Source organism: Duganella hordei, assembly GCF_040369125.1.
Lineage (GTDB): Bacteria > Pseudomonadota > Gammaproteobacteria > Burkholderiales > Burkholderiaceae_D > Rugamonas > Rugamonas hordei.
On the sequence record NZ_BPWI01000001.1, the window covers coordinates 896,671 to 908,679 of the forward strand.

Genomic DNA, 12,009 nt, shown 5'->3' on the forward strand with positions numbered 1-12,009 from the left:
AAGCGGTACCAATATATAAAACATCTATTAACGCGACAACTGAATGGGCCGCAGGCGCTGCGGTGGCGGAACCGGGCCCACGTCTGAAGCATGGGCCGTCCATCATGCTCGACGTTATCGCGGCGAATCGAATTTCTTGCAAACCGCAGAAATTGCAAGCAAAGTCAGTCACAGTGGAAGTCCGCCGTGGCAGTTGGCGCAAGGTTGAATGGTCGCTGGCGGAGGAGGGGATGGCGGCGGTTCAGCCCAGGTGTTCGGGCTGAGCGGTGAGGACGAGCAAGATCAGGCCGCGTGGTTGGAACGAGTCGGCTCAGGCGAGTGGTTCTGGCGGCGCCCTGTCGGCGGGCTGCTCCTGCTGCTGGGCGGCGAGCATCCGGAATGACTTCGGCGTGCAGCCAAATTCTTCCTTGAACAGCTTATTAAAATAAGGAACATTCGCGTAGCCAACCGAATACGCGATTTCGGACACGGCGGCGCTGCTTTTCTCAGTCAGCAGCCTGGATGCTTCAGTCAGCCGCAGTTTATTCAGGTAACCGGTGAATGTCATGCCGAGCTCAGATTTCAGCACTTCATTGATTTTATAGCGGTTCGCGCCGGTCCCTTCCACCACGGATTCCAGGTCCAGTTTGGGATCGGTATATGAGCTGGCGATATACCGAAAGACCGACGCCTTCTCCTTGTCCTTGTACGGTTCCAGGGTTAGCTGGCGATAGGCCTCCAGTGGCAAATTTATTTTTATTTTTGAATCCACGCTGGCCAACAGCGCGCGTGAATGGGCCAGAAAAAACCACACACCAAATGCCACCCAGCCACTCAGGATAATGACCCCGAGAGCGGCCAAATAGCGGTAATCGCGGCCATGCAATGTTAGTTCGCTGATTTCAATATAGACATCGACATCGCGTGGCGTAGCAGCGGCGGTGCCAAACATGATTTTCCCGACCTTGTCCAGCTTAAAAACCTGGCGCCCCAAGTCCTGCCTCATCGAAAGATACCACCATTCGGGAATAAGCAGCCGGGCCAGGTCGAGCGTCACCGGCGTGCTCTGTTCATAGCACGAAAAATACGTTCTAGGTGGAAGGTAAGTCTCGAACTTGCCTGGCTCGGAGAATTTTTCATCGAAGATGGACACCTCGAATGACATGGCAGTGGCAAGCGAACATTTGGCAACGAAGGAAACGCTATGGAACTTCGACCAATCCTCGTGGATAAACTGTCCTTTGTCGTCTTGGCGTTGCAGGTAGCCGGAGGCGGCAGGATACGCGACCACGTCCTTCAGCTTGAAGTCGAAGCGCAGCCGGTCACCCGACGTGTCGTGCAGGTGCGCTGACGGCACTGCGCCAGTTACCACATTGGAAAACGCTCCGTAATGCCAGCCGGCGCTATTTTTATTCGCCCCCGACAACGTCTGCGTCGGAAAGGCCAGGTAAACAAAAAAAACCACCAGCAGGGCGTCCACGACGAGCAGGGAAATCAGCGCCAGCAGCGCCTTTTTATAGAACTCTTGCATATAGGTAGGGTATTGAACTGTCTCGGCGCCGCGCGTTTTGACGGCTGCGGGTCCGGCATCATAACAGGCGACTTATGGACGGTCCCAGGTATTTTTTGGGCAAATAGGGACAACGGAAAAAATTGGGCGCCAGGCGTGGCGACCTGCATTGGCGTGCGGCGCACAACTGTGAAATTTCATTTCGGCATTTGAGAGTTTTCGTAAGTGAGACGGCCTCACCCACGGATAAGATGCATGCGGACCGGCAGCTTTTAGCCATCTCTGCATCCATAAATAACGCGTACGCCGGTCCAAGCACCGGTGCTGCAAAACCGGGCGCCGGCTCATTTAAATGGTTTTTTTGGAGGAGAACCGTATGAATCGGAAGTACAATTTAGTCATCCCGGCCTTGCTGGCTGGCCTGCTTGCTGCCTGCGGCGGCAGCCAGTCTGACAGCACCACCGACAATCGTCCCAAGTTCCTTGCTGCCACAACCAGCGTGATGGCCGCCGCGTCGACCTCGACCGCCTTGCCCGCCAGTTGGACCAGCGTGAAGTGGGGCGGCGGCGGATATGTCACCGGTCTCATTTACCATCCGACCAGCGCGAACGTCATGTACGCGCGCACCGACATCGGCGGCGCCTACCGCTGGAACAATTCGAACGGATCGTGGACGCCCATCACCGACGGCGCCGGCTTCAACGCGGGCGAGGGTACCTTCCACGGCGTCGAAAGCATCGCCCTGGATCCGACCAACGACAACAAGGTGTACCTGGCCACGGGCATGTACTCGCACAACTGGGACGGCACCCCGATCAACGGCCGCATCTATGTCTCGGGAGACCGCGGCGCCAGCTGGACGCACTACGACCTGCCGTTCCCGGTGGGCGGCAACGAGGACGCCCGCGCCATCGGCGAACGCATGAAGCTGGACCCCACCAATCCCTCGACGCTGTTCTACGCCTCGCGCACGGCAGGCCTGTGGAAGAGCACGAACTCGGGCCAGACCTGGACCCAGACCGGACTGTCGAGCAAGGTGCTGACGGCCGCCGAGATCCAAGGCCTGGGTACGGCTCCGGTGGGCGTCGAGCAGATCATCTTCGACAACTCGAACGTGGGTGGCGGCGCGACGACGTGGATCATGTACGCCGCCATCGCGCCGGATTACGTGCAGAAGGCGGGCCTGACCTCGACCATGTACAAGTCCACCAACGGCGGCTTCTCGTGGGCGCCGGTGTCGGTGCCGTCCAACGTGTCCGGCTACTTCGTCCCGCACATGCTGCGCACCAACGACGGCAATTACTACGTGGTGTTCAACAAGAACGCCGGGCAGGGCGCCCAAGGCCCGGGCTACCTCTACAGGTTCGGCGGCGTGACCAACGGCGAGACCTGGACCCAGCTCTCCACCACCACGCAGGGCGGCTACGGCGGCGTGTCCGTCTACGGCACCGGCGCGACGGCCCGCATCGCGCTGGCCGTGACCGGGACCTGGAGCGCCGGCCAGCCGGTGGTCCAGCTGTCCGACAACGGCGGCGCCACCTGGCGCGAAATCGCGGACGGCATGCAGCATTGGGGCGGAGGGTACAGGGGCTGGGTGGACGACATCGAGATCGATCCGGCCAACAAGGATCACATCATGCACGTCCACGGCGGCGGCGTCTGGGAAACCTGGAACGCGTCGGCGGCCAGCCCGAGCTGGGATGTTCCGCTGAATAACTTCGAGGAAACCGCCACCCTGGAGCTCGTCACGCCGCCGGCCGGCGCGTCGTACAAGTTCGTCAACAGCGCGGGCGATATCGGCACCTGGGTCCAGACCGACCTCGCGGCGACGCCGACCAAGGCGCCCACGAGCGCATGGAGCAATGGCAACGCCGCCGACGTGTTGTGGTCCGATCCGAGCTACATCGTCAGTGCCGGCGTCATCAACGGCACGCCCGCGGTCGCGTTCGGCTCCTGGTCCGGCGACAGCGGCAACACATGGTCGAACTTCGCGACCCTGCCCGCCGGCGCTTCCGCCAACACCGCCGAGTCGGCCAGCATCGTGACCCCGTTCCGCAACAACGCGATCTGGGCGCCCGCCAACTCGGTGCCGTCGTACACCACGAACAATGGCGCGAGCTGGACCTCGACCAACCTGCCGGCGCTGTCCGCCGTCGGTATCAATCGTGGCTACCGCCTGGTGGTCGACCGCAAGAATCCGAACAAGGTCTACGCCTACGATTCGGGCGGCGCTTCCTGGAGCAACCTGCCGGGCAAGGTCTACGTCTCGACCGATGGCGGCCACAACTTCACGCTGAGCCAGGGTTCGGTGTCGGCGAACCTGGCGCCGAACGGCTGGTATGCCACTTCGCTGGCGGTCAATCCGAACGTGGAGGGCGACCTCTGGCTGGCCGACGGCAATGCCGTGTACCACTCGACCAATTCGGGTGCCAGCTGGACCAAGCTGAACGGCTTCGCGACGATCGCGGCCAACGGTTCGACCGGACAGTTGCAGGGCGCCAGCGTCATCGCGCTGGGCAAGGCGCAGACCGGTTCGTCGTACTCGGCCGCGGTCTACGTGGTGGGTGCGATGAATGGCGTGTGGGGCATCTACCACTCCGACGATGGCGGCGCGACCTGGGCGCGCTTCAACGATGACGCGCATCAGTACGGCGGCATCGGCGTGATGGCGGCCGACTGGAACACCTACGGCCGCATCTACTTCAGCGGTACCGGCCGCGGTCTGGTGTACACCAACTAACCGGCGCGCTCGTTAGCGTAACGTGGCTTGAAAAAAGCAGTCCCTCGGGGCTAATGCCGTTCAGTTAAAACTGGGCGGCATTTTTATTTAAAGCCGATTGTCGTAAATGGGACGCTCTTCCGCCACGACTGAAAACGAATCGAGTCGATTCACGAACTGGCTTTCCAAGTCCACGAGATGTCTGGTTGCCGAATATTCCCGCTGGAACTGGGCCAGCGCGTCGTAGCTCTGGAACCACGTTTCGAGCACACCATCGTAGTCGGCCGCGACTCCGAACGGATTGCTCGCCGGCTTTAGCGCACTGTTCCACACATGTGCCGCCACGTTCCGCTCGTAAGCCTGACTGCCGGCAAATGCCTGTTGATAAGCGGGCCAAGCAGCCGCGAAGTCTTCTGCGGAAGTGCCGTGTTTGCGTTTGATGAAGTCGAAGGTCTTGATTTGGGCCGGTCCGCCTACAGTTGTCAGCAACGCGTTGACGTGCAGGAGCTGCTCCTGCGTCGCCACAATGATAAGTTTGCTCAGGTCGTTGAACCGGGCCTCGTCGGGACGGACCACCTCAGCGTAATTGGGCGCGGACATCAGATTGAGGAACATCTCCTTGGAGTCGAACCACAGTTCGATGACCGAGTCGCGCGTCGCCAGATGCGGGTAAACGGTGTCGATCGGCGCGCCATCCGCCGCCAGGCGGCTGTGGTTCTGAACATACTTGCGGACATAGTGCATGGTTTCCGGCATGCTTTGCACCAGCGGCGCATGGATGTTCGACAGATGGTTGAAAAATTCGTCGCGCGACATCGATGGATGCCTGGCCGACGACAGCACGACTTTTAGCGGTTCAGGGCGCGGCCCGCCGCCGGTTTGGCTGAGCGGACCGGAGTTTGTGGTATTGGTCATATGATACGTCCTTATCAAGTATGTGTTGCTTCATGATAGTTCCGCCGGCCCCCCCTGTCTTGTTCAAAAGTGCGGTGGAATTTATCTATTTGTTCGCCGCGCATGCCGGGGCGTCGCGCCGATCCGCCGGGGCGGGCGGCTGCGCTGGCAAGCGCCGCGATTATGTGTTTAGTTGATAACTTCATGTGCCGGTTCGGCGAACACCCCTCCTTTGAAAGTCGCGGCATTGGCGGACTTCACGCCTGGTTTAAGAAGGAAGCATGCCAGTGCGGGCAGCAAGACCAGAGCACCCAGCATATTCCAGATGAACATGAAGGCCAACAATATCCCCATGTCGGCCTGGAACTTGATCGGAGACAGCACCCAGGTGGCGACACCGATGGCCAGCGTGAAACCCGTCAGCATGACCACTTTCCCTGTGAATAAAAGCGCGCGGTAGTAAGCCTCGGACAGACTTTTACCCTCGCGCAGCTGCGCGAGCATGATGCTCATGACATAGAGGGCATAGTCGACGCCGATGCCAACGCCCAGGGCGATGACGGGCAGGGTGGCCACCTTGACACCGATGCCAAGCGCGACCATCAGCGCCTCGCACAGGATCGAAGTCATGATCAAAGGCACGACGGCGCACACGACCGCGCGCCAGGAGCGGAAGGTGATCAGGCACAGTAGCACGACCGCGCCATACACCCAGAAAAGCATGGCGCGGCTGGCGTCCGCGACCACGCTGTTGGTCGCGGCTTCGATCCCGGCACTGCCGGCGGCGAGCAGGAACCGCACATCGGGCGTGTTGTTTTCTTTCGCGAAGGCGGCCACTTTCGCCTCGACCCGTTGCAGCGTGTCCGCCTTGTGGTCTTGCAGATAAACCAACAGCGAGAGCGTGTTGCAATCGACGTTGAACAGTTCCGGCGGGACCTGGTTGGTCACGGAATTGAGCATGCTCTGGGTAGGCAGCAACTCGTACCATTTCGCCAGGCCTTCGTTCATCAGCACCATGACCTTGCGCGTCAGCGTCGACAGGGAATTGGTGGACTCGACACCCGGCAGCTGCCGCAGCTCCCATTCCAAGGCATCGACGCGCGACTGCGCCTCGTAGCCGGCACATTTGCCCGCCGGCGTCTTGACGATGACGACGAATACATCGCTGCTGGCGCCGTAGTTGGACGACATGAACGCGGCGTCGCGGTTGTAACGCGAGTCCGCGCGCAGCTCGGGCGCGCCGGCGTCAAGGTCGCCGATCTTGAGCCGCAGGCTGGCGGCGTAGCCGCCCAAGCTTGTCACCGCGCAGACGGCGATGGTCGCCATGGCCCAGCGGCGCTGGGTGAACAGGTCGAGGAAGGCCCACATCGGGTGTTTTCCTCCCCCCCCCGGTTGTCGCTCTTGTTGTTCCGTCTCCAGCGTGCGTGCCGCCGCCTTGGCGCTGACCCCGGTGTAGCTCAACAGGATAGGCAGCAGCATGAGGTTGGTGAAGATCAGTACCGCAACGCCGATGCTGGCGATGACGGCCAAATCCTGGATGACCTGGATACGTATCAGCATCAGCACCGCGAAGCCGACCGCATCGCACAACAGGGCGGTGACGCCGGCCAGAAACAGCCTGCGGAAGGTGTAGCGCGCGGCCACCAGCCGATGGGTGCCCCGCGCGATGTCTTGCATGATGCCGTTCATTTTTTGCGCGCCATGGCTCATGCCGATGGCAAAGACGAGAAACGGAACCAGGACCGAATAGGGATCGAGCTCATACCCCAGCGCAGGCAGCAAACCCAGTTGCCAGACGACCGCCACGAGCGAGCATACCAGCACCAATGCCGTGCTGCGGATGCAGCGGGTGAACCAGTAGAGCATGGCGGCAGCGATCGCGATGGCGGCGGCGAAGAAGAACAGGATCTGCCGCACGCCGTCGATCAGGTCGCCGACGACCTTGGCAAACCCGGTCACATGGACGCCGATGCGTTCGGACTGGTACTTCGCGCGGATCTGCTCGATCTGTGTCGATAAGGTCGCGTAGTTGATGGCTTTGCCGTCGGCGTCGGCGGACAGGAGCGGCACCGCGACGATGCTGGAACGCCAGTTCGGCGACACCAATTGGCCCAGCTCGCCGGACCGCTCGATATTGGCGCGCACATTGTGCAAGCTCGCGGCGGAGCCGTTGTAATCGGCGGGGATGACCGGTCCGCCCTCGAGACCGTCTTCGGTGACCGAGATCCAGCGGGTCGAGGCCGTCCAGAGCGATTTCATGCGTGGACGATCGACGCCCGGCAGCAAATACAGTTCATCGCTGACTTTTTGCAGCGTCGACAGGTAGCCGGCGTCGAGGATGTCGCCGGAGCGTTGTTCGACGGCCACCCTGACCACGTTGCCCGATCCGGTGAGTTCGCCTTTGTTGGCCAGGAAGTTGGCGATATAGGGATGCTGCTTCGGTATCATGTTTTCGAAGCTGGCGTTCAGTTCCACCCGGGTCGCCTGCCATCCCAGCAGCGCGGTCAACGCCATGCACAATATCAATACCAGCCGTCGATTGTTAAACAGCAGCCGCTCAACCATATTGCCGGAGCGCAGGTCGAAGTCGGCCAGGTCGCGCACGACCGGTTGCTGAGCGAGAGAGCTGTCAGCGTTCATCTTGCACACTCCATTATTGTGGTTGGGTTGGGGCCGGGACGGCGATCGCGCCCATCAGGCCCACACCGGTGAGCGCGCCGCCGGCGCCGTCGGCCAGTCCGGACAGCGGCGCACGTACGGCGCCCGCCGCGGCGAACGTGGCGCCGTCGTCGGTGCTGGCGAACACCTGGCCCATCTGGTTGGCCAGCAGCAGCCGCGCGCCATCCTGCGCAAACGCGGTGAACGAGGCCCGGGAGGCGACGTCGATCCTGTGCCACTGCGCCCCCATGTCCGGGGAGCGATAGGCGTTGCCGTTCAGGCCAGCCGCGACGATCGCGCCGGAAGGGCGCAGCGCCAGCGCGAAGTAGCTGCCGCGATATGGCGTCGCTACCGCCTCGAAGCGGGCGCCGCCGTCGTTCGAGCGCAGCAAAGTGCCTTGTTCGCCGGCGATATAAATCCTGGGACCCGCGCCCGCGATCGTGTACAGGTGCAGGCCGCGCGGGTTGTGCAGACGGTCCATGATCGGTTGCCAGCTTTTGCCGCCGTCGTCGGTGCTCAGCGCCAGCCCGTAGGCGCCGATGACAATGCCGTTGCGTGGATCGCGGAAAAACAGGTCGAACAACGGCTTGTCGGCGCCGTCCGCCGCCATCTGTCGCGCCGCTGCGGCGCTGCGGCGCTGCGCTTGGTCGCTATTCGGGCCTTGCTCCAGCTGTTGCGCGTACCGCTCCATCCGCGCCGCGATGGCCTTGCCGTCCAGTTGACGCGTCCAGTGCAGGCCGCCATCGTCCGTGTGCAGCACGATGCCGCGATGGCCGACCGCCCAGCCCTGCAGGGGATCGATGAAGCGAACCCCGGTCAGTGAAACGCTGACCGGCGCCGGCGATTGCCGCCAGGTCTTGCCCTGGTCGTCGGACAAGGCGATCACGCCGCGCTCGCCCACGGCGACGAGCCGGGGGCCGGCGGCGGCGATCGCCAGCAGCGCGACGTTGCCGACATTGCCGATGGCCAGCGCCGGACGGGTGATGGTGTCGGGCCGGTTTGGCGCGCTGTCGGCGGCGGCGACGGATCGCGGCCCGGCGAGGGCGAGCGCAACTAGGTAAAGGCTGATGAGTGAAGTGTTTGCGTTCATGGTATCGAAGGTAAGCGGGCCGCGCGGGCGGCTCCGCTGTGGAAAAGAGTGGATTGCTTAACGGACGCCTTCGCCGGCCATGGCGTCCGGCGTGAAATAGCTCTCCGGCTGGCGCTTGCCGACGGTGATTTGCTCGGCCTTTTCGTTCATCATGTTGTTGGCGATCCAATCCCCCGACTGCAGGTTGTAGTGGCCGAAAGGCCCGCCCAGGATGGCCGGAACGTCGGGCGCGACGATGGGGAGGAACCAGAAGGTCTTCCACAGTTGGCCTTTCGCGTCCCAGCCATCGGCCAGAACGGGCAGCCAGGTGTCTTCATCCAGGTAAAAGCGGCGCTTGGGAATGACATGGCGCTTGCCCGCCGCCAGCGTGGCTTCCACCTCCCACACCCGGTGCAGTTCCCAGCGAACGAAGTCGGGCTTGAGGTAGCGCTCGTCCATGGCGTCGGCGTCCTTGGCGGGACTGAAGATTTTATTGGCGTTGTAGGGGATCAGCAGCTCGCGCTTGCCAACCAGCTTCCAGTCGTAGCGATCCATCGCACCGGAGAAGGCGTAGATCTCGTCGAAATTCGATACGCCGGAGGTGACGAACGAGGGCGTGTCGTAGGCCGCGTTGGGCAACTTCCTGACCCTGCGCTGGCCGGTCAGATACTGCCAGCTCTGCCGGCCAACGGCGACCGGGTCCATCGGGTCGCGGATGAGCAGGGCCTCGCCGGCTTTCTGTGCCGGGCCATTGGTGACCAGTCGCAGGAAGTAAGGCTCCTTCTTGTAGGTCTCCAGCGTGCCGTCCTTGTAGTAGTAGGGCATCTGGTTGTCAACGACGGAGTCGGAAACCTGCACCTTCTTGCCATCGGCGGTGGTGATCCAGGTGTTGATGCGCCACTTGTAGGCTTCTCCCTGCCAGCGCAACAGGTGGTTCCACATCGCTTCCTGGCCCGTCTTGGGAATCGGGAACGGCACGCCGCCATAGGCGCCTTCCACCGCGAAGCCATTGTTGACGGTCTTGGCGCGGGTGGCGTTGGCCAGCGTGTTGTCATATACCCACTGGGGCGCCTGCGCGGTGCGGTGGGTCGGATAGACGTCGATGCGGTAGTTCGGGTACTTCTTGAAAAGCGCCTGCTGGCCTTCGCTCAGTTTCGACGCGTGCTGCGCCAGATTCTGCGCCGTGATGGCATACAGCGGCTTCTCCGCAGGGTAGGGGTCGGTCCGTTTCGTGCCCGATTTCGCGCTGTTGCCCTTGTAGCCGCCATCCCATTCCGGAATCGTGCCGTCCTTGTTGCCGGCGCGCTCGCCGCCCAGCGGGGTCAACTTGTTTTTCAGCTGTGCCGCCTCGTCGGCGGTGACGGCCGCCGTCGCGACGGCGGCCTGCAGGGTCAGCATCGCCAGCGTGGCGGCGAGCAGGGTGGGGGACTGTTTCATATGCTGTGCTTTCATTGGTGTGGTCAGAACGTGCGGGACAACGCGAACGAGATGAAGTCGCGGTCTTTGAGCGATTGTTTGAAGGAGAAGGCATTCTTGCCGTCGAGGACAGTGCTCGCCCCGCCCACGTAACGGGTGTAGGTGACGCTGCCTTTCCAGGTTTGCAGGTAGTCCCCGTTGAGGCCGAAGCTGACGTCGCCTCCCTTGCTCGAGCCGCCATTGAACAAGGTGATCACGGAGGAGCGTCCGTAAGGGTTGTAGCCGACACCGACGGGGAGCGACAGGTCGAGGCCGGACGCCGCCTGGTACCACGTCGGCGAGAAGATCAGCCGCGTGCCCAACGCGTCCCGGGTGGTGTTCGGATCGAGCGCCCCGGCGTTGCGGGCGATGCTGGTGCGGCGATGCCACGCCGCCTCGAACATCACCACGCCGCCGTCCCACAGCTCGCTCCGGGCCAGGGTGTGGATGGCGGAGAACTGGGCGTGCAGCGAATTGCCGATCGGGTACAAGGGATGGTCGTCGTTGTCGGACACGGCGCCGGGCGGCACGGTGACCGAGCCGCCGGCCGCGACCAGCGGCGTGTTCCGGCGCACGGAAACCTCGGCCGCCAGGTTGGTCGCGTCGATGGACTTGGAAACGCTTGCGCCGAAGGCGCGGATGCCTTCCGGATAGATCAGCCGGTAGGTCCCCAGATTGGGGAAGCCGCCGTTCGGCGTGACTTCGACGATGAAGTTGCGCGAGTGGAAGCGCAGCGCGTACAGGCCCAGGTCGTAGTCGGTATCGGCCGGACGCCAGCGCAGTTGGACGCCGCCCTGGCCGGATTTGCTCGCCAGCAGATCGTGCGCGCGCAGGAACGCCAGCTGCCCGACACCGGGCGCGGCGCCGGCGACCAGCGTTTCGCCGCCGCGGTCGAACAGGTCGGTGCGGGAGAAATAGCTGCCGGAGGCGGGTATGCGGTTTGGCTCCCAGCCGAACTGGTAGTAGGCGCCGGCGGTCAGGTTCGACGTGAGCTGTAGTTGGCCGGACAGCTGGTTGGTCGGCCGGATCAGTTCCTTGAATTGCGTGTTGGGCACGGACAGCAGCTTGATCAGGTCGACCGGGGCCTGTGCGCCGGCGATGCCGTTTTCGCCAAAGAACAGGCTCTCGCCCCACAGCAGCGAGTGGCGTCCCGCCCGAAAACTGCCGCTCATGTCCCCCACCGCGCCTTTGCCAAAAATGAAGGCGTCGAGCAACTCCGCCTTGCGGCCGTGAAGATCGCGTGTCGCCTCGGTGAAGCTGCCGACCTGGACCGAGCGCGGATTGAAGGTGGCGGCGGCGGTGTTGTCGGTGCCGCGGTTGTAGATGCTGTCGTACCAAGCCGCCGCGCTGACGCGCGCGCCGACGTTTTGATAGGTCACGTCGAACTCCGAGAGCAAGTCGACCCGGCTGGAGATGAAGCCCTTGCCGAAATTACGGTCGCCGTCGTCGAGGTTGGCGTTGGCGCTGCCGATCAGCTGCGCCGACGGCTGCGACAGCCGGTAGGCGCCGCTGTACTTGATCATATTGTCCCATCGCACCTGCAGATCGTCATTGCCAGTCTCGAATTGCGCCGCCAGCGCCGGTTGCGCGGCGACCAACGGCGCCAGCAAGGCCGCCAGTGTTCGCAGGCGCAGGCGCGCTTGCCGAGCGGGCCGGGTGACGCGGGGTTGGGGTCGTTGCATGCTGTCTCCTTGTATTGTTTTATTGTTCCCAAGCCGGGATAGG

7 protein-coding genes are annotated in these 12,009 nt (G+C 62.8%); 1 reads left to right on the forward strand and 6 read right to left on the reverse strand.

Going from position 1 to position 12,009, the window contains the following annotated elements; genetic code table 11:
• Nucleotides 1-310 precede the first annotated feature (310 nt).
• A complete protein-coding gene (locus tag ABWW33_RS03745; RefSeq protein ID WP_176650920.1) occupies nucleotides 311-1,510 on the reverse strand; it encodes a helix-turn-helix transcriptional regulator in 1,200 nt (399 codons plus the stop codon).
• Nucleotides 1,511-1,865: 355 nt separating this feature from the next.
• Between ABWW33_RS03745 and ABWW33_RS03750 the strand changes: the two genes are divergently transcribed.
• On the forward strand, nucleotides 1,866-4,229 hold the full coding sequence (locus ABWW33_RS03750) for a dockerin (RefSeq protein ID WP_353399023.1): 2,364 nt from the start codon (nucleotides 1,866-1,868) through the stop codon (nucleotides 4,227-4,229).
• Between the two features lie 87 nt (nucleotides 4,230-4,316).
• On the opposite strand, the gene ABWW33_RS03755 is transcribed toward ABWW33_RS03750, so the two are convergent.
• The 5 genes from ABWW33_RS03755 to ABWW33_RS03775 form a co-directional block, all read right to left on the reverse strand.
• The gene (locus ABWW33_RS03755; RefSeq protein ID WP_353399026.1) at nucleotides 4,317-5,123 is read right to left on the reverse strand and encodes an EthD domain-containing protein; all 807 of its coding nucleotides are present in this window, start codon (nucleotides 5,121-5,123) and stop codon (nucleotides 4,317-4,319) included.
• A gap of 168 nt (nucleotides 5,124-5,291) precedes the next feature.
• Nucleotides 5,292-7,742, reverse strand: a complete 2,451-nt coding sequence (locus ABWW33_RS03760; RefSeq protein WP_353399029.1) for an efflux RND transporter permease subunit — start codon at nucleotides 7,740-7,742, stop codon at nucleotides 5,292-5,294.
• A gap of 13 nt (nucleotides 7,743-7,755) precedes the next feature.
• Nucleotides 7,756-8,850, reverse strand: a complete 1,095-nt coding sequence (locus ABWW33_RS03765; protein ID WP_353399032.1) for a WD40/YVTN/BNR-like repeat-containing protein — start codon at nucleotides 8,848-8,850, stop codon at nucleotides 7,756-7,758.
• Between the two features lie 57 nt (nucleotides 8,851-8,907).
• Nucleotides 8,908-10,266, reverse strand: a complete 1,359-nt coding sequence (locus ABWW33_RS03770; protein WP_353399035.1) for a DUF1329 domain-containing protein — start codon at nucleotides 10,264-10,266, stop codon at nucleotides 8,908-8,910.
• 23 nt (nucleotides 10,267-10,289) lie between these two features.
• Entirely contained in the window at nucleotides 10,290-11,966 is a 1,677-nt protein-coding gene (locus ABWW33_RS03775) for a DUF1302 domain-containing protein (protein ID WP_353399037.1), read from the reverse strand.
• Between the last annotated feature and the right edge of the window lie 43 nt (nucleotides 11,967-12,009).

Excerpts from the sequence above, each read along its gene's own strand:
- ABWW33_RS03750 (WP_353399023.1), top strand. The coding sequence starts at position 1,866 with ATGAATCGGAAGTACAATTTAGTCATCCCGGCCTTGCTGGCTGGCCTG.
- ABWW33_RS03775 (WP_353399037.1), bottom strand. The coding sequence starts at position 11,966 with ATGCAACGACCCCAACCCCGCGTCACCCGGCCCGCTCGGCAAGCGCGC.
- ABWW33_RS03770 (WP_353399035.1), bottom strand. The coding sequence starts at position 10,266 with ATGAAACAGTCCCCCACCCTGCTCGCCGCCACGCTGGCGATGCTGACC.
- ABWW33_RS03745 (WP_176650920.1), bottom strand. The coding sequence starts at position 1,510 with ATGCAAGAGTTCTATAAAAAGGCGCTGCTGGCGCTGATTTCCCTGCTC.
- ABWW33_RS03760 (WP_353399029.1), bottom strand. The coding sequence starts at position 7,742 with ATGAACGCTGACAGCTCTCTCGCTCAGCAACCGGTCGTGCGCGACCTG.
- ABWW33_RS03765 (WP_353399032.1), bottom strand. The coding sequence starts at position 8,850 with ATGAACGCAAACACTTCACTCATCAGCCTTTACCTAGTTGCGCTCGCC.
- ABWW33_RS03755 (WP_353399026.1), bottom strand. The coding sequence starts at position 5,123 with ATGACCAATACCACAAACTCCGGTCCGCTCAGCCAAACCGGCGGCGGG.